This window comes from Streptomyces sp. NBC_00569 (assembly GCF_036345255.1).
Classification (GTDB): domain Bacteria; phylum Actinomycetota; class Actinomycetes; order Streptomycetales; family Streptomycetaceae; genus Streptomyces.
In genome coordinates, this window is the sequence record NZ_CP107783.1 from 10016381 (window position 1) to 10034533 (window position 18153).

General features: G+C 69.3%; 14 protein-coding genes and 2 pseudogenes. 9 read left to right on the forward strand and 7 right to left on the reverse strand.

The features are described from left to right. Positions 1-4: 4 nt before the first annotated feature. Both OHO83_RS45245 and OHO83_RS45250 read right to left on the reverse strand, forming a co-directional pair. A pseudogene (locus OHO83_RS45245) lies at positions 5-196 on the reverse strand (DUF5999 family protein); the annotation flags it as partial. A gap of 305 nt (positions 197-501) precedes the next feature. Beyond that, a complete protein-coding gene (locus OHO83_RS45250; RefSeq protein WP_266681496.1) occupies positions 502-732 on the reverse strand; it encodes a hypothetical protein in 231 nt (76 codons plus the stop codon). 125 nt (positions 733-857) lie between these two features. Here OHO83_RS45250 and OHO83_RS45255 point away from each other — a divergent pair, with 125 nt between their 5' ends. Then, the gene (locus tag OHO83_RS45255) at positions 858-2210 is read left to right on the forward strand and encodes a hypothetical protein (RefSeq protein ID WP_266681498.1); all 1353 of its coding nucleotides are present in this window, start codon (positions 858-860) and stop codon (positions 2208-2210) included. On the opposite strand, the gene OHO83_RS45260 is transcribed toward OHO83_RS45255, so the two are convergent. Continuing rightward, the gene (locus tag OHO83_RS45260; protein WP_266681500.1) at positions 2188-2721 is read right to left on the reverse strand and encodes an NUDIX hydrolase; all 534 of its coding nucleotides are present in this window, start codon (positions 2719-2721) and stop codon (positions 2188-2190) included. The genes OHO83_RS45255 and OHO83_RS45260 overlap by 23 nt on opposite strands. Before the next feature lie 756 nt (positions 2722-3477). On the opposite strand from OHO83_RS45260, the gene OHO83_RS45265 reads away from it, so the two are divergent. Next, a complete protein-coding gene (locus OHO83_RS45265) occupies positions 3478-3768 on the forward strand; it encodes a DUF6417 family protein (RefSeq protein ID WP_266681502.1) in 291 nt (96 codons plus the stop codon). A 322-nt stretch (positions 3769-4090) separates the two neighbouring features. Continuing rightward, positions 4091-5614 (forward strand): glycine betaine/L-proline transporter ProP, encoded by a 1524-nt coding sequence (gene proP, locus OHO83_RS45270; RefSeq protein ID WP_266681504.1) that lies wholly within the window; start codon positions 4091-4093, stop codon positions 5612-5614. Between the two features lie 349 nt (positions 5615-5963). Here the strand turns inward: proP and OHO83_RS45275 are convergent. Then, a pseudogene (locus OHO83_RS45275) lies at positions 5964-6419 on the reverse strand (histidine phosphatase family protein); the annotation flags it as partial. A 19-nt stretch (positions 6420-6438) separates the two neighbouring features. Next, the gene (locus tag OHO83_RS45280; protein WP_266681506.1) at positions 6439-7200 is read right to left on the reverse strand and encodes an SDR family NAD(P)-dependent oxidoreductase; all 762 of its coding nucleotides are present in this window, start codon (positions 7198-7200) and stop codon (positions 6439-6441) included. A gap of 637 nt (positions 7201-7837) precedes the next feature. On the opposite strand from OHO83_RS45280, the gene OHO83_RS47200 reads away from it, so the two are divergent. Further along, positions 7838-8182: an RNA polymerase sigma factor gene (locus OHO83_RS47200; RefSeq protein WP_406339822.1), complete on the forward strand. Its 345-nt coding sequence runs from the start codon at positions 7838-7840 to the stop codon at positions 8180-8182. Between the two features lie 106 nt (positions 8183-8288). Here the strand turns inward: OHO83_RS47200 and OHO83_RS45290 are convergent, their stop codons facing one another. Continuing rightward, the gene (locus OHO83_RS45290; protein WP_266681508.1) at positions 8289-9470 is read right to left on the reverse strand and encodes a M20 family metallopeptidase; all 1182 of its coding nucleotides are present in this window, start codon (positions 9468-9470) and stop codon (positions 8289-8291) included. A 456-nt stretch (positions 9471-9926) separates the two neighbouring features. On the opposite strand from OHO83_RS45290, the gene OHO83_RS45295 reads away from it, so the two are divergent. From OHO83_RS45295 to OHO83_RS45315, 5 genes are all read left to right on the forward strand, one after another. After that, the gene (locus tag OHO83_RS45295; protein ID WP_266681510.1) at positions 9927-11504 is read left to right on the forward strand and encodes a helix-turn-helix domain-containing protein; all 1578 of its coding nucleotides are present in this window, start codon (positions 9927-9929) and stop codon (positions 11502-11504) included. A gap of 100 nt (positions 11505-11604) precedes the next feature. Beyond that, the gene (locus OHO83_RS45300) at positions 11605-12852 is read left to right on the forward strand and encodes an MFS transporter (protein ID WP_266681512.1); all 1248 of its coding nucleotides are present in this window, start codon (positions 11605-11607) and stop codon (positions 12850-12852) included. Continuing rightward, entirely contained in the window at positions 12849-14261 is a 1413-nt protein-coding gene (locus OHO83_RS45305; RefSeq protein WP_266681514.1) for an amidohydrolase, read from the forward strand. Before OHO83_RS45300 ends, OHO83_RS45305 begins: the two co-directional genes overlap by 4 nt. Continuing rightward, positions 14258-15058 (forward strand): SDR family NAD(P)-dependent oxidoreductase, encoded by an 801-nt coding sequence (locus OHO83_RS45310; protein ID WP_266681518.1) that lies wholly within the window; start codon positions 14258-14260, stop codon positions 15056-15058. Before OHO83_RS45305 ends, OHO83_RS45310 begins: the two co-directional genes overlap by 4 nt. A 21-nt stretch (positions 15059-15079) precedes the next feature. Continuing rightward, positions 15080-15976 (forward strand): polysaccharide deacetylase family protein, encoded by an 897-nt coding sequence (locus OHO83_RS45315; RefSeq protein WP_266681524.1) that lies wholly within the window; start codon positions 15080-15082, stop codon positions 15974-15976. A 453-nt stretch (positions 15977-16429) separates the two neighbouring features. Here the strand turns inward: OHO83_RS45315 and OHO83_RS45320 are convergent, their stop codons facing one another. Continuing rightward, positions 16430-17080, reverse strand: a complete 651-nt coding sequence (locus tag OHO83_RS45320) for a peptidoglycan recognition protein family protein (protein ID WP_266681526.1) — start codon at positions 17078-17080, stop codon at positions 16430-16432. Positions 17081-18153 lie beyond the last annotated feature (1073 nt).

Sequence of the window (18153 nt, forward strand, 5' to 3'; positions counted from 1 at the left end):
GGGCTGCTCCGGTCGCGCCGGTGGGCCGGTGCGGGGCCACAACCGTGCCATTGGACTGTAGTTCGCCGGTGTCGTCGAAGAGCAGGACACCGTTGCACAGCAGCGTCCAGTCAACGATGTCGTCACGTGCCGTGGGCTTGGTCGCTTCGTGATCGGACTGGTCACCTGTGGGGCAAGGGGGCACGTGCTGGCACATGTGCACTGCTCATCCTTTCGGGCGTTTTGTGGGGCACGGGAATCTGCCTCATCGCGAGATGCTGGTCGGCGGTGGAGCCACGAGGTATGCCTTCTCCTGGACAGATCCAGGACTCTGCGCCGAAGCTGCGCTCTGCGACCGCATTGTGCGGACGGCACTGCCGCTCCGCGGATTCGGGGGAGCGGCACCCCGTTCGGGGCGACTGGTCTATCGGCTCATGGCCAGAGCCATGCCGATCACCAGGCCGCACGATCCGCTGATACAGATGATGAACAGGACTCCGGCGTACCGGCCGATGGCGCGCATCACAGCCCGACCTGACTGTTGTTGTTCTTCACGGCAAGACGTGCGCCCAGTTCCTTCCGCGCGCTGAGCGGAACCACCTTGTCTGGCATTTGCTCCCACTCGTCGCCGCCATCGATCGGCCTCATCTGCTCGCGTCCGCCGATCTCGCCGACAACGATGCCGATGCGCTCTTCAGCGCTGTCGTTGGCCGGGTCACCGATGCCCGGTCTGGTCTGCTGGTTGCTCGCCATGAACACGAGCATCGCGGTCCGGCAACCGGCGCCAAAGGTCCAGCTGGATACCCAACTTGGGTAACATTGCGGCAAGTAGAGAATCAGCGACGTTGCGTAGCCCTCGCAGTGTGGGAGCTTGCCCAATGCCCGACGCCGACCGGCCCCAGGAACTTCCTGCAAGGCTGCTCACCGATCCCGAGATGATCAACGCATGTCGGGTGCGAGACTTCGCCAGCGTTTTCCGACTGGTGAAGACCAAGGCAGGTATCTATCCGTCGATGATCGCCAGGCGCTGCGAGCTGACGCCCAGCCGAGTCGGCGAAGTCATCGCAGGCCAGCGCCGGTTGTCGCACATGGATGTCGTCGAGCGCATCGCAGATGGCTTACGCATCCCAGGGCACATGCTGGGGCTTGCCCGGCGGGCTTGGGAGACGCCTCAGGCTCTCGTGGCCACCGATCGCGAGGTGCCGTATGGGGCAGAGCCGGAGCCGGAGCCGGAACAGCGGGTACCCGCTTCTCTGCCCGGGCCAGATGTCGACAGCATCCTCGCGTTAGCCACCCGAACAAGCCTCAGTACAGGCACGCTTGAAGCGTTCCGGTCGTCGATCGAGGACTATTGGCGTCGGGATGACCAGCACGGCGGTGAGGCGTTAAGGCCGGCTATCGTTGGCCAACTTCGTTACGTGATCGGACTATTGAAGGAGAATCGGCCGCCATCCATCCAGAACGGCCTGTACCAAATCGCGGCCGAGCTGGCACGCCTCACCGGCTGGACCTATTTCGATGCCCGCCAGTACAACCAGGCCCGTGCGTATTTCACGGAAGCCCTGCAACTGGCCAAGGAAGCCGGCGACCACCAGTCCATCGCTAACGTCCTGGCCTGCATGAGTTTGCAGGCCACATACCAGGACAGGCCCGCAGACTCTCTGGCACTCGTGACCGCCGCTCAGGACCAGGCCCGTTCAACCCCCGGCAGCACCCCACGCGTTCTGTCCATGCTGTCCATGCGAGAAGCCTTCGCTCATGCCATCCTCGGCAACCGCGACTCCACTCACCAGGCGATTGGGGAAGCGCACCGCCAGTTCGAACAGATTCGGACGGGCGACCTGGACCCGGCATGGGTGACCTACTTCGATGAGCCGAAGCTCATCGTGGACACGGGCATCGCTCACGGCCGACTGGGTGATTCCGTAACCGCTGAACCCCTGATCGCGGACGCTTTGCGGAGGGAGGATCGTGCCAACCAGCGAGGGCGGGCGTTTCACTCGTTCTGGCTGGCACGTACGCAGCTGGACCAGGGAAAGCTCGACCAGGCGTGCCGCACTGCGACGCAAGCTCTGGAGCCGGCGTCGGCAGTGGCATCCGAGCGGGTATCAGGCCATCTTCGAGAGTTTTACGACCAGTTGGCCCCACACAGGCAGGAGCCCGTAGCCCTGGCCTTTGAGGCACGGCTACGGGAACTTCTCCCTCCGGTCAGCGGATCGCTTCATCCATGAGCAGGTACAGCAGGCCGACGAGCGATCCGCTGCTCACGATCTCCCGACGGTCGATCATCGCGCGTACCTGTGAAAGCGGAATCCACTCGATGCGGTCGGACTCGTTCTTTTCCGTAGGCGGCCCTTCGTGGGTCGCGCCGTCCGCGCGGAAGACATAGTGCTGCGAGTCAGTGATCCCATTGGCCGGCTCGGCGTAGATCAGTGGCTTGATGGGCCCGGGACGCCAGCCTGTCTCCTCCAGCACTTCGCGCGCTGCCGCCTCTTCCGGAGACTCGCCCTCCTCGACCAGGCCCATGGGCAACTCCCAGGCCCACGAGTTCGTGATGAAGCGATGTCGCCACATCATCAGGACCTCTTGGCGGTCATTGACCACGGCCGCGACGGCCAGGTGCCGGAGGCGAACGACGTGATACTCCCATCTGCGCCCGTCAGGCTGCTGAACGTCAACCAGACACAGATTCACCCACTTATTGGTGTAGACCTGTCGCTCGCCGTGGGTCTTCCACTCCATACCTGCGGCCCCTCTCGATCGGTCTCTAGGATCTCAGACCAGTCGGGAGACGGATGTAAGTTCGCCTCTTTTCGCGTCAGTTTGACAGTATGGCGGTGTGGGCGCCCGTGTCGGGTTCCCTGTGCTCGACCCCAGTCCTGGGTCTGCTGTCCCCTTCAGCGCGGCGCCGTCCTTCGGTTCTGGCCGCGGTTCCGGTTCGGGGGAGGACGGCGGGTGTCTGACCGGACATCTGCCTCCTTGCGAGTGGACTTGCCGCAGTACGCACTCATTTCCGGGGCGAGGAAGCCCCGGATTGTGCCTTTTCTAGTGTCCGCATGCACCCGGACAACCTCTCGCACCTGTACTCCAGCTGCTCGCCAGGTCGAAGAGGGAAGGGTAAGAGCAAGGGGCAGGGACGGGAGTGCGCGCACGGGACCGTCGGGCAGTGTCACAGGAGGCAGGAAGCAGGAAGCAGGAAGCAGGAAGCAGGAAGCCGGAAGCCGGGGGCGAGCCTGGGGAGCCATCGGGCGGCGCTGAGCGTGGAGCGTCAGTCGGATCCTGAGTCTGCTCGCGGCCGGTTCCGGCGGCGCATGCCGGTGTGTCTTGCGGCCACCTGTGGTGCTGCGCACCTGTGCGGGCCACACGCCTCTGTTGCGGCGCCGTACGGGGCAGTCGGCGGTGTCGCCCCAGAGGGCTGGGCTGTGCCGCGGTGAAGTCGCGAGCGGCGTGCTAAAGCGGGCCGTGTCCGTCCTCCACTCGGCGGTATGAGGCGGTCCGATGGATTCTCTTGGCGCCGATGGTCGTTGGACCGGCATGAATCCAGATGCCACCAGCCTGATCCCCGAGCAGGACACCTCAGCCCGCCGCCTGGAGTCGCTTACGCTCGAAGAAGCCCATGACCTGCTCCGCCTGCTCCGGATGATTGCTGCGGAGGGTCCGGACGAATTGAGCGAGGAAGCGAAGTGGTTCGCGCGTGAGATCGCGGAGCGCATTCCTTCGGCGACGTGGGCGGTCTCTTGGCAGGGTGCGAAGCCCCGCCACCGTGACGGCATCCGCCCAGAAGGTTAGGACGGACCAGGCCGCGGCGCCCGGGCACTGAGCCACGACCAGCGGCTGCGAAACCGGTTCAGCGACAACGCCCTGGGCCTGGTCGTGCTCGCTCCTTTCCCCTCGCGGGGCAGTGCCACGCGTACAGCCTGTCTCTGGAGGCGGTGCGGCTGCGCATTGCGAAGAATGGGAGTCCTTCGTATCGGTGCCGTAACCCGCGGCTCCCGCGGTCTCGCGGCCGTCCGCAGAGAGGCTCCCGCTCATGCCAGGTGTCTTCCGGCGCCGGAAGTCCACTCCGCCGGGGCGGGGCGCTGCGCGCGCGTCGCATCCGGCCACTGACCGCATGCTGCGTACGCTGCTGCGCCGCCGTAAGAAGGCCCTCTCGGCGGAGGACGTGACTGTTGCTGACCGTCCGCAGGTGCGCAAGGCCGTCACCGCGGCTGCTCTGGGCAACACCATGGAGTGGTTCGACTTCGGTGTCTACGCCTACCTGGCGGGCACCCTTGGCAAGGTCTTCTTCCCGTCGAGTTCCCCCGGTGCGCAGGTCGTCTCCACCTTCGCCACCTTCGCCGCGGCCTTCATCGTGCGCCCTCTGGGCGGGCTCGTCTTCGGGCCCCTGGGCGACCGTGTGGGCCGGCAGAAGGTGCTCGCCGCCACGATGATCATGATGGCGGCCAGCACCTTCGCCGTGGGCTTCCTGCCGACCTACTCGGCGGTTGGTTTTCTCGCCCCGATCCTTTTGCTGGTGTGCCGTCTCGTCCAGGGCTTCTCCACCGGCGGCGAGTACGCGGGCGCGACGACCTACATCGCCGAGTACGCGCCTGACAAGCGCCGGGGCTTCCTTGGTAGCTGGCTCGATTTCGGCACCTTCATCGGCTACTCGCTCGGCTCCGGCCTGGTGACGGTGCTCACGCTGGTGCTCGGCAGCGACGGCCTCGAGGACTGGGGCTGGCGTATCCCCTTCTTCGTGGCGGGTCCGCTCGGTCTCATCGGCCTGTACATGCGCATGAAGCTGGAGGAGACGCCCGCGTTCAAGCGGGAGGCCGCGTACGCACACGCGCAGGCGTCAGGGAAGAAGGCGGACGAAGACCCCGTGGAGCAGGCCCGGCAGTCGGGCAGGGGCCGGGTGAGGGAGATCTTCGCGCGCCACTGGGAGGCGGTACTCATCTGCATGGGCCTCGTCCTGCTCTACAACGTCACCAACTACATGGTGACGTCGTACCTGCCGACCTATATGACCGTGACGCTCGGCGAGAGTGACACGACGGCGCAATTGCTGGTCCTCGGCACGATGCTCCTGGTCGTCCTGCTGATCACGACCGTCGGCAGGACGTCCGACCGGTGGGGACGCAGACCCATGTTCATGGCCGGCAGCATCGCGCTCATCGCGCTGTCCTATCCCGCGTTCCTGCTGATCAGGGAGGGCGGCATCCTGCTTCCGGCGTTCGGGTGCGCGATCCTCGGCGTGCTGCTCGTCATGTTCGCGGGCACGGCAGCTGCCACACTGCCGGCCCTCTTTCCCACCCGGATCCGCTACGGCGCCCTGTCGATCGCCTACAACCTGTCGGTGTCACTCTTCGGCGGCACCACACCCCTGTTCGCCTCAGCTCTCGTCGAGGCGACGGGCAACAACATGGTCCCCGCGTACTACCTGATGGTCGCCGGAGCGATCGGCCTCCTCTCGACGTTCTTCCTGCACGAGACCGCGGGGCGGCCGTTGCGCGGCTCCGGCCCCATGGTGGAGACGCCGGAACAGGCCCGCACACTCGTGGCCCGCAGCCGCACCGCCGCCGGACGGCAGGCGCGCGACATCTGGGTGCGCCTGCGCCATCCGCACGCGCGTCACTCGTCGTCACACGACGAATGACGCGACCCCATCCGCGAAGTGCCGGGCCTGGTACACCAGCGCGCGCTCTGGGCAGCAGTCGGCGGTCGACGGGCTCGCTTGAATGTTCAGGGGGAAGACATCGGTGCATGGGACGGCCCGCGGCCCGTGGGGGCGGCGGGCCGTCGAGGCGGGCCAGGTTGAGGTCAGTCGGCTTGGGCGGAGTCGAGGTGGAGGGTGTCACCGAGGCTGACGACTTGGCGGTTGTGGAAGAAGTCGTCTTCGCGCAGCGTGGTGATCTGCCGGAGGGGGCGCGGAAACTGGCATAGCCGGCCGACTCGATCGGCATCTTGATCCAGGACGCCACGACGAACGTCAAGCACCCGCCGTGCGTCACGATGATCTGGTGCTCGCGAGGGTTGTGCAGGATGTCGTTTGTGGCCGCGTAGATGCGCTGCGCCCACGCAGCCTTGGTCTCGGAACCCTCGATACCTTCGTCGTGTTCCATTCGCTCCCCGACAGCGGGGGGTGGGATGAAGCGCTGGTCCAGCCATTCCTGCGGCTTTCCCCCTGCCTCACCGTAGGACTTCTCTCGCAGTCTGCGATCCAGGTTCGGCATCACGCCGAACAGTTCGGCTACCTCCCTGGCTGTCCGCAGGGTGCGTTGTAGATCCGAGGAGAACAGTTCCACCTCCGCGCTGTTCGGGATCTGGGCCCGCAGCGCCTGGGCGATGGAGACCGCCGCGCGGATGCCCGCCGGCGTCAATTGCGAGTCATGCCATCCGCCGACGACTCCCTCGACGTGGTGCGTCGCCTCGGGATGGGTGACGACGTAAACAGTGCGTATGAGCGCGTGCTCTCCAAAGTCAGGTACGCAGGTGGGACGCGCCGTTGAGGTCCACGATCGTCCCCGATGCCCACATCGCCGCGGGCGAGGCCAAAAAGTGCACGGTGGCGGCGATCTCGTCCGGTGTGCCGACCCTGCCGAACGGGCTCTGGGCGCGCAGACGTTCGCCCTCTGGCCCCGCCAGCTTGGCCGCCTGGCGCTCGGTGGCCACGAACCCGGGCGCGACGGAGGTGACCGCGACGTTGTGCGGCGCCAGTGCGACAGCCAGTGACTGGCCCAGTGCGTGCAGGGCGGCCTTGGTCGTCGCGTAGGCCGGGAAGTCCGGCTCTCCCCGGAACGCGCCGCGGGAGCCGACGTTGACGATGGCGCCAGCTGCTCCACGGTCGATCAGGTGCCGGGCAACGGCCCAGCACAGGTCGGCCGGGGCGAGCAGGTTCACGTCGACCATGCGCCGCCACACGCGCTGCCAGTCCGCGATCGGGGTGTCGTCGACCGGGTGGCGGTTGGCTTCCGTCGGCGCCACACCGGCATTGTTGACCAGGACGTCCACCGATCCCAGGGCGGCAACCGCCTGAGAGACGAGCTGTTCGGCGGCATCCTGCTCGCCGAGGTCGGCCTGCAGCAGTACGTGTCCCTCGCCGGGCAGTTGCCGCAGGGTCTCCTCGGCATCCGCGCGGTTGCCCGCGTACTGCACCGCAACGCGGTCACCGCCATGAGCGAACGCCAGCGCGACGGACCGGCCGATGCCCCGCGAGCCGCCCGTCACCAGGACGGCCCTCATCGGGCGACCGCCGTGCACGCGCCGCGAAGGGGCACCGCGGGCCCGTTGGCTGTGAAGCCGGACGGCACACTCGCGGTTCGCGGTCGGCGCGCGAGGCCGTGGCAGCGCTGTCCGTGAGGCGGCATGCGGCGGCAGCTCGGCGTGGCCGATCGGGCAACGGGACGGTGCGGCAAGGGGAATCTCCTGGTCGGCGAACATGAATCCATGGACAGCTGCTCCTGTACGACGAAGCCTTCCATCAGGGGCAACCTGGTCACAGCGTGCGCCGTGCCCACGTACAGCTTGCCCCCTGCCCTGCGCACCTGTGGCAACTGCGTCCGGGCAAGGACAGCACGTACCAGTGTCCCGAAGCCCTGGATCCGAGCTCGGAGACGGGGGAGTATCCGGAACCGGCCTCGTTCGCAGCGGGTGAACGTGCCGTCAATCGGTTCCGGCCGTGGCCGGTGCCCAGCGGGCGTACGCGTCCATCAGCCCGGCGAAGCGGCTACGCACCATCCCCACGGCCGCGGTGCGCACCACCAGGTGGCGCGGGGCGCGTCGCCGCCGGTGACAGCTGCCATGGAATTGACGAGGTTGCCATGGGGCGCCTGAGTGCCGCCCTTCATGCTCGCCCGCCACCAGGCCGCCATGCCGCGCGATGGCCCTGGGCTTGCCGGGACACGGCCCCGATGCCGAAGACGCCGTACAGGACGCCACCCTGACCGCGCTGCGCCGCATCGGCGATGTGCGCGACCCGGCAGCTGTGGGCGCCTGGCTGCGCGCCATCGTCCGCAACATCGCCCGGAAGCGGCGCTGTCCCTCGGGCATGACCGACACCGAGTGGGCACGGACTCGGCGGCTGCTGCCGGTGCGGGCATGGCTGGAGGGCCGGGGCAAGCCGGAAGGCTGCTGGCACCGGCAGATACCCGACGCGATCCGCGCCAGGTCCGTGACGGTGAAGGTCCCGGCCTGTAACGGTGGAGAACCGGGTCCGTGTCGGTGACGGGCGGCCGGTGCCGGCCCGGAGCCGTACGGGAGAGCCCCGGTTCCGTAGGGGAGGACATCCCTGTACCTGCTGTACGGAACCGATCGGCGCCCCCAGTGACCTCCTACCGGGCCGCTCGCTTTCCCAGTCGCTCCACCATCAGCGCGACGAGGGCCGCGCGCTCCGGCATGCGGGTCACGTCGGCCCACTCGTGGTCGGCGTGCGGGCCGCCGCCGACCGCGCCGAGGCCGTCCAGGGTGGGGGTGCCCGCCGCCGCGCACAGGTTGCCGTCGGAGATGCCGCCCACCGCCGCCGAGCCGGGCCATGCAAGGCCCAGTTCGGCAAGGCAGGTACGGGCCGTCTCCAGCAGGTCCGTGGCGGAGGCCTCTTCGAGGGGCGGACGGTTGGGGCCGCCCGTGATCTCGAAGGGGAGCCGGGCCACCTCGGCGACCACGCGATGCAGTTCGGCGTCGATCTCCTGTTGCGTCCGGACGTCGGGGACGCGGACGTCGACGGTGACATGGGCGCGGTCGGGCACCGTGTTCTGGGTGGTGCCCGCGCTCGCCAGCGTCGGCGTGACGGTGACCCGGTCGTCCTGCGCGGCGAGAGATTCGAGGGCGACGATGATTCTGGCGAGGTCACTCAGGGCGTTGCATCCCTTGTCGGGCTCCAGTCCCGCGTGGGCGGCGATGCCCTTGACACGGATGTCGTAGAACGACCAGCCCTTGCGGGCGTGCTTTAGCCCGCCCCCGTCCGCCGCGCCCTCCAGCACCAGCGCCGCACGGGACTGCCGCGCCCACTCGGTCACGATCCGGCCGCCCGCCGGGGAGCCGATCTCCTCGTCGGCGGTCACCAGGAACGCGACGGCGGGGTCCTCGCCGGTCAGTTCGCGCAGCCAGGCCACCGCGTACAGGCCCTGGATCAGGCCGGCCTTCATGTCGAAGACACCGGGGCCCGTCGCCCGATCGCCATCCACGAGAAACGGGCGGTGCTTCAGGGTCCCCTTCGGGAACACGGTGTCGAAGTGGCCGACCAGGAGGACGGGTTGCGTGTCGGCCGGGCCCAGTCGCCACAGCAGGCCGCCGGGGCGGCCGTTGCCGGGGTCGTTCGGCAGCACCGTGGGGGCGGCGCCGAGGAGTCGGGTGCCGATCTCGGCCAGGACGGCGCGGCACGCGCTCAGGGAGTCGCCGTCGACGGACGGGGACTCCGCGCGCACCAGCCGTTCCAGATCCGTGACCATGGCCGCGGAGGCGTCGGTGAGGCGTTGCAACAGGTCATGCGGGTCGAGGACTTGGGGTGCGGGCACGGCGGGACTCCTTCGGCGCGGCTTGCGTGGGGGTACGCCTCTGCATGATTGCCCTGTCGCGACATGCGATGGTTTGTGTGACCCCCCAAGTTTTGGAGCTGATCCGCCGTGCCCGACCACAACCCGGAGCACTCCGGCGCTGCTGGACAGGCAGGCGCCGACGCCCCAGTGACCCTGGCCACCGTCGTGGACTGCCTGGGGCCCGGAACGGTCGCCGTGTGGGCGGCCCCCCACGGCCTGGGCGTTCCGGTCCGCTCGCTCGCCGTGCACGAAGGGCATGAAGGACCTGAAAGGCGCGAAGGCCCTGAAGGGGGCGAAGCGCCTGAAGGGCATGAAAGACATGAAATGCGTGAAGGGCGTGTAGGGCGCAGAGGGGACGCGGGGCGCGGAGGTCGCGAGGGACGCCCGGCCTTCGAAAGCCCTCAGGAGTCGGGCCCGGGTACCGGGGCGGGGGCCGTGTCCGACCGGCCCGCCGGGCTGCTGCTCGGCATCGGGGCCGGCGGGGAGCCCGCCGGGTTGATCCGGGCGGCGGTCGGGGCCGGGGCGAGTGGCGTGATCGTCAAGGCCGGTGGGGAGCGCGCTCTGCGCGACGCGAGCGCTCTCGGAGCGGAACACGGGGTGGCGGTCCTGGCGCTGGCGGCCGATCAGGACTGGACGGACCTGATCGGACGGCTGCGTGCCCTGCTGGCGGTACGGGTGGGGACCGGGGCGCGGCAGGGGGCGGTGCTCGGCCGCCGGCACGACCTGGTGAGCCTCGCCAACTCCCTCGCCCGGCTGGTCAACGGCTCGGTCATGATCTTCACGCCGGGCCAGGAGCTGCTGGCCGCCTCCCGCCTGGGCCCCGGCGACGACGAGATGCGCCGGGCCGCCGTGCTCGACCAGCATGGGCCGGCCGGGTACCGCGCGCGCCTCGTCGAACTCGGCGTGTATCGGCGGCTGTGGTCCGGGCCTGAGGTGGTCGACGTCGCGGCGGTGCCGGAGGTGGGGGCGGGGCGCAGGCTCGCGGCGGCGGTGCGCGCCGGTTCGGAGAACCTCGGCTCGATCTGGGTGGCCGAGGGCGACGAACCCCTCGCGAAGAACGCCGCCGCTCTCCTCGCGGACGCGGCGACGGTCGCCGTGGGTGTGCTGCTCGGCCTCGATCAGGAAGAGGTGGCCCGGCGGCGGCTGGACGAGGAGCTGTTCGGCCGGGCGCTGCTCGGCGACGTCGATCCGCGGCTGGCCGCGTCCCATCTGGCCGTCGATCCGGGGACGCCGGTCACCGTGCTGATCGCGGACCTGTCGGCACAGGGCACCCGCCCCGGCGCGGCCGACCTGTACCGGGCGAAGGAGGAGGCGCTGCGCCATCTCGCCGGTTACCGGTGGCGGGCGCTCGCGACGACGGGCCCCTCCCGGCTCGTCCTCGCGCTGGTGGGTCCGGCCGACCGGGACGGCATCCGGCGGGCCGCGGACGGGGTCGGCGCCGCCGTGGCGGAGGCGGTCGGGGCCCGGCCGCGTACCGGCATCGGGCCCTGCGTGCCGCACCTGGGGGAGCTGCCGGCCAGCCGCATGGAGGCGGAACTGGTGGTACGGGCCCTGGCCCGGCGCGGCGAGATCCGCAGCGCCTGCCTGGAGGACGTGCGCGGCACGGCCAACCTGCTGATGCTGGGCGAGGCCGTCACCGCGGACCGGCGGCTCCAGGAGGGGCCGGTGCACCGGTTGCGCGCGCACGATCTGCGGCGCGGCACCGCGTACGCGCAGACGCTGGCGGCCTATCTGGACGCCTTCGGGGACACCGCTGCGGCCTCACGAGAGCTCAATGTCCACGCGAACACCCTGCGTTACCGAATGGGTCGCATTCGTGAGCTCACCGGCCTGGACCTGGGCGATCCCTACGAGCGGCTGAACGCCGCCGTGCAGCTCTTCGCCCTCGGGCCGAACGACCTTGTCGCCGAGCACGAGGGAACCTCGAAAACCTCTTCGCCCTCCACAAACCGTGAGGGTACGCCGGGTTTGCACACTGCTGACCACGATCCGGTGAACGGTGCCGGGTCGTGATCGACGGGTATCCGCGTGGAGGTGGAAGATGACAGAGGGCAAGAGCTCCCGGGCACGTTCGGCCCAGAGAGTGGCCATGGCCGCAGTGTCCGTACTTTTCATGACCTGGTTGATCGATTACATCGACCGGCTGGTGATCACCCTCGCCCTGCCGGACATCGGTGAGGAGTTCGGTCTCGGCACCACGATGCAGGGCCTGATCCTCACCGCCTTCTTCATCACCTATGCCGCGATGCAGATCCCCGGCGGCATCCTCGCCGACACCAGGGGCACCCGCCGCACGATGCTGCTGGCGGCCGGCGGTTGGACCGTCTTCACAGCCGCCAGCGGGCTGGCGATCGGGCTGACGACCATGATCGTGATCCGGGCCGTCTTCGGTGTCTTCCAGGGCATGTATCCGGCCGCGTCCATCAAGGCGCTGAGCGAGCGCACCACCCCCGAGCAGCGGCTGACCGCCAACGGCGTGATGTCCGCGTCCAACCCGCTGGGTTCCGCGATCGCCCCCATCGTCGCGGCTCCGCTCATCGTGGCCTTCGGCTGGCGCGGGGCGTTCTGGGCGGTGTCCGTCCTCGGCGTGCTGATCGTGGTCGTGCTGTGGAAGGGGATGCCGAAGCCGCTGACGACCGAGGAACTCGCCGCCGCGTCCGGCAAGGCCGCCCCGGAGCCCGTCGCGCAGGTGTCGCTGCGGCAGGCGATGGGACTGCTGAAGTCCTCGATGATGTGGCGCTTCACCCTGATGTTCTGCGGGTTCAACATCATCGGCTGGGGCCTGGTGTCCTGGGTGCCGTCGTACCTCCGGGAGAACAAGCACGTCTCGCTCACCGGCGTGGGCCTGATGTCCGGCGTCCCGTGGGTCGCCGCGGCGATCAGCATGATGGTCGGCGGCTACCTCTTCGACCGCTTCTTCCAGGGCAACCACCGGCGCGTGGTCATCCCCGTCATGCTGGTCACGGCCGGTCTGCTGGTGATGATGGTGCGCGCCGGGTCGGCCACCGAGTTCATCGCGTGGGAGACCTGCGGAACCCTCGTGATGTACCTGGCGTACATGCAGATCTTCGGGCTGCCGCTGCGCATGCTGCCTCCGGAGTACGCGGGCGTCGGCGGCGGCATGGTGAACTTCGGCGGCCAGCTGGCCGGGGCCGTCTCGCCGTTCGTGATGGGCTTCCTCGCCGAGCACTTCTCGTACGGAGCGGCCTTCTCCTTCCTCGGCGTCGGATGCGTCCTGGCGATCGTCGGCGCGCTGGTCACCCCGCAGACCCCGGAGGCGTTCCGGGCCGGTCTCGGCCGTCACCTGGACCTGTCGGAGAAGACGTCCGCCCCGGAGCCGGTCGCGGTGAGCGCCGCGTGACCACCCCCACCAGCGGTACCGGCCCCGGTGGCGGACCCGCGTCCGCCGGACAGCTCAAGGAGCGGGCCCGTGCGGCGATCGAAGACCGCCGGGAGCGCCTGCTGGAGCTGAGCGAGGACCTTCAGAGCCACCCGGAGACCGGCTTCCGCGAGCACCGGACCGCCGCGACGGTGGCCCAGTGGTTCACGGAGCTCCGGCTCCCCTTCGAGAGCGGGCTCTCCCTCACCGGGGTAAAGGCACGCATGGCGGGGCGTGCCCAGGGGCCGACAGTGGCCGTACTCGGCGAACTCGACGCCCTGGTGCTGCCCCGGCACCCGCTCGCCGACCCGGAGACCGGTGCGGCGCACGCCTGCGGCCACCACGCCCAGGTGGCGTCGATGATCGGCACGGCGGTCGGCCTGGCCGCCGTACGGGAGCACCTGGACGGAGACGTGGCGTTCCTCGCCGTGCCGGCCGAGGAGAGCGTCGAGTTGGACTGGCGGCGCGAGCGGGTACGGGCCGGGGAGCTGACGCACCTGGTCGGCAAGGCCGACCTGCTCGCCCGGGGTGCCTTCGACGATGTGGACATGGCGATGCTCTGCCACACGTCGGGGCAGCCCGCCCGGCTCAGCGTCGGGGACAGCCACAACGGCTCGGTGGTGAAGCGGATCACCTTCACCGGCCGGGCCAGCCACGCCGGTTCGTCCCCCTGGTACGGGGTGAACGCCCTCAAGGCGGCGATGCTGGCGATCAGCGCCATCGACGCCCAGCGGGACACCTTCCGCGACGAGGACGCGGTGCGCGTCAACGCCGTACTGCCGCACGGGGGAGACGCGCCCACCGCAGTACCGGACCGCGCCGAACTCGACGTGGTGATCCGGGCCCGCACCCTGGACGCCCTGCGCGGCGCCTGCGATGCCGTGGACCGCGCCGCACGGGCCGGGGCGATGGCGCTGGGCGCAGGGGCGACCACCGAGACGACACTCAACTACCTCCCGCACCACCAGGATCCGGCCCTGGTCGAGGTGGCCCGGGCCAACGGCACCGCGCTCTTCGGCCCCGACGCCGTGGCCCCCGGCAGGCACCTCGGTGCCTCCACCGACATGGGCGACCTCGGTGCGGTGATGCCGGTGCTGCACCCGTTCACGGCCGGTGCCACCGGAGACGCGCACAGCGTCGACTACGCGGTCACCGACCACGTCCTCGCCGCACTGGAACCGGCCGTGCTGATGGCCTGGTGCGTCATCGACCTGCTGGCCGACGGCGCCGGCGGGGCACACGACGTCCTCGCGCGGCGCGCACGGCGTACGGCACCACCGGACGGGCGGTCCGCGGCCGACCGGTACGGCGACCTGCGGGCCGGATTCGACGGCCTGACCCACTACGACGGAGCCCACGACACGGTGCGTGGGACAGAAGGAGAACTGTGAGCACCCCCGAGAGCACCCGCGAGCGGAACGAGCCGAGGACCGCACTGGTCACCGGAGCGGCCGGAGGCATCGGGGCAGCCGTCGCGAGGCGGCTGAGCGCGGACGGCGTCCGGGTGATCCTCGCGGACCTCCGCGCCGACCGCCTCGCCCCCCTGCTCGCCGAGCCGCCGGTCGCCGAGAACGCCGGGGAGTTCGCGGCCCTGGAAGTGGACCTCACCGACCGGGCCGCGCTGCCCGGCTTCGTGGACCGCGCCTGGGACGTGTGGGGCGGCCTGGACATCCTGGTCAACGCCGCCGGTCTCTACCCGAGCGCCCCGCTGCTGGAGATGCGCGACGACCAGTGGGACCAGGTCATGGACGTCAACCTGTCCGCCGTCTTCTCGCTGTCGCGGGCCTTCGCCCGGCGGCTCGTCGACGCGGGCACCGGCGGCCACATCGTCAACATCAGCTCCGGCGCCTCCAGCCGCGCCCGCCGCGGCGCCGCCCACTACTGCACCTCCAAGGCAGGACTGGACATGCTCACCAAGGCGTTCGCCCTGGAGCTCGCCGAGCACAGCATCCACGTCAACGCCGTCTCTCCCGGCTTCATCGAGGTCGACAGCGACATCAACCCGCTCGGCGAGGCGTACGTCCGCTCGATCCGCGGTGGGCAGCCGTGGCCCCGCGCGGGTGCCCCAACGGACATCGCGGGCGCGGTGTCCTTCCTGTGCGGCCCCGACTCCGGGTGGATGACCGGCGCGTCGCTGTCCGTGGACGGCGGTGCGGGCACCGGAAACGCCGCACTGCCGCTGAGCTGAACCGAAAGGAGCGAGAACGCCATGAGGATCCCCGACACCGGTACGGCGCGGACGCGTCCGTCGGGCGCGCAGGGAGGCGGATACGTCTGCGTGACCTTCGACTTCGATGCCCTGTCCTCCTGGATGGCCCGGGGAATGCTGACCGCGACCCCGCGCTCCCGAGGGGAGTTCGCCGCCGTCGCGGTGCCCCGGCTGCTGCACATCCTGGAGGCACGGGGCATCCCGACGACCTGGTTCGTGCCCGGACACACCGCCCTCACATATCCGGAGCTGACCCGCGAACTCGACGGGCGGCGACACGAGGTCGCGGTGCACGGGCACGCCCACGAGAACGTCGCCGCCCTGGAACCGGCCGAGGAACGCGCCGTGCTCCAGCGATCACTGGACGCCCTGCAGGAAGTCACGGGCGAACTGCCGCGCGGGTTCCGGGCGCCGGCCTGGGACCTGTCCGACGCCTCCGTCGGCCTGCTCGTGGAGCACGGACTGCGGTACGACAGCAGCCTGATGGGCCACGACTACGCCCCCTACCCCTGCCGCACCCCGGACGTGCTGGACGAGGCGGGGGTCCGCTGGGGCGAGCCGGCCGGTCTGCTGGAGATCCCGGTCGCCTGGAGTCTGGACGACTTCCCGTACCTGGAGTTCCTGCGGACCCCGTCCGGTCTCATGCCCGGTCTGCGCGACCCCGGCGAGATGTTCGCCAACTGGACGGCGGACCTGGACTACATGCTCCGGGACTTCGACCACGGTGTCCTGACCGTCACCATGCACCCCGAGGTGATCGGCCGGGGCCACCGCCTCCTCGCCCTGGAACGCTGGCTCGACGAAGTCGCCTCGCGCGGCGTCGAGTTCGTCACCTGCGAGCAGGTCGCCGACCTGGTCGCGGCAGGCGCCGAGCTGGGGCGCTACCGGCCCGCCTGACCAGTCAGGGGGCGAGCGGGACGGTACGGCAACGACTCAGAACGCGAGCCCTCGACCTGGACGGAGCCCGAGACCACAGAGCTGCTGAGGTGGCCGACCACACTCCGGTGCCGGAGTGTGGTCGGCGCCGGCGCTGGTGTGGGTTGAACGGTGGGGCTGGCGTACGGCGACGAGCCGACGCCATCCAATCGGCACGGAGACCGGACAGCCCCCGGAGGCGGACGGGATCCGCTATCGGCATTCAGAGATGGGGTGCTGGATCAAGCCTCAGGTGTGGAACACGTGGCATCAGTCCTTCGACACGACGCGGCCAGGGTGAACGACGCGGTCAGGGCCAGAACCGCTGGCAACCCCGCTCAAGGGGACGGCACTCGATGCCGGCTCCCTTTGTGGTGTGACCGGGGGAGTAGGGGGCGTGGCACCGCCCCGGCACAGGATGCGCCCGGCGGTCGACTACCGCCCTGTTTGGAGGGTCCGCCAGGTCACTGGGATGTCGGCACCGAAAGGTGTCCGTGCAGACCTGCCCTGGAGATGGGCGGCGAGGCGGCGGATCGCGGGGAGTCGGGCGAACAACGCCTCCCCGGGGCAGTCGGTGGCAAAGCCGTCGCGGTGGCCGGAGATCGCGTTGAATGTGGCCGAAGTTCCCTTGCTGTAACGGCTCTTGTCATTCGTGGATGTAAGCCGCACCTTGCTGGTGGGGTCGACGCCGCGCAAGCCGAGTTTCCAGGCGGCGAGGGCCGCGATCCCGCGTTCCATGGCCGCCGGCACCGGCGTCCCTTGTCCGAAGGTGCCGATCGCCGCGATCCCCGCGGTGCCGTGGTTGAACCCGATGGCGTGGGAGCCGATGACGGGGCGGTCGGTACCGCCGGCGCGGCCTTCGTAGATGTTGCCGCATTTGTCGACGAGGAAGTTGTAGCCGAGGTCGCCCCAATCCCGGTCACGGGTCTGCCCCGTGTACAGATTGCGCAAGGTACGCGGGACGTCCGCGCACGCGTAGTCGTTGGGGGTGTCTGTGTGGTGGATGACGATCGCCACAACCCCTTGCGCATAGTGGGCATGAGGGTCGCGCTTGGTCTCGTCGGCTCGCCACTGCGAACGCGACACGATGGCAGGTCGATGTGCTGTGTGAGGGAATAGTACGGGCGCCGCTCCGAGGGACGGGAAGGTCCGAGCGAAAGCGCCAGCCGGCTCCGTAACCGCTTCGGCCCGCCACGACGATGCAAGGGATTCCGACTGTGTCCCACTGATGGCGGCGGCCTTCGTCATTCCGGCCGGCGCCGCCAGGAGAGGAACTGCCATAGGGACCGTGACCCACAGTGCGATTCGATGTAGACGCACAGGAAAACCTTCTTTGTCTCCCCCGACGGGACGGATAAAGCACGTACGCCCAACAGCATTGCGGGCGAAGGTTCGCTGCGCGCGCCGGGTTACGGCAGTCGGGCGAGCGTCTCGACGCTCAGCGCCGCATCTGACACCAGGTTCCTCTTCGGATGGTGCCCACACCGGCGCCTGCGAGCATTAGTGGTGCGCATTACACTACCAACTTCATTCAATTATTTCCGCGATTGCGGACCATACTCTCTGACTGTTCTGACCTGCTCTCGGATGAGTGACGAGCCAACCTCCCTGGCAACTGATCCGTATTAAATTTCTTCGATGTCCTCAAAGTTGAAGTTGGCGCTGTGTAGGTCGGTTATATTATTGGCGCGAAAGGGAAGTCGAAACAGGTGATCGACGTCTTTACTGATGCGGCAGGGTGCGGCCCAGTTCCTTTCCATGCTTTGGGGTGACAGCATGGACAAGATGTCCCTACGAATCACTACGGCCGCTTTAGCGGCCGGCATGATCAGAGCGGGCCTTTGTCGAGTTCGCGGTGACCGCTTCCGACAGGCCGCCGCGAAGTCCGCTGGGACGTCCTCGCTGAGGTGCCGCTGGGTGGCGGGCCGATCTTCCATCTCGCACGACGGCACCCTGCTGCCGATCGACCGGATCGCCGCCGACGCCCCGATTTACTTGGGCAAGCACAAGCGTCATGGCATGAGCGTCAAGTCCTCACCGAACCGTTCGGTCGCCTGCTCTGGCCTCGCCCGCCCTGCCCGGCACGACCCACGATCAGACCGCCGCCCGGCACCACGGAATCATCGAGGCCCTCGCCGACGAGGCACTCGAATGCTGGG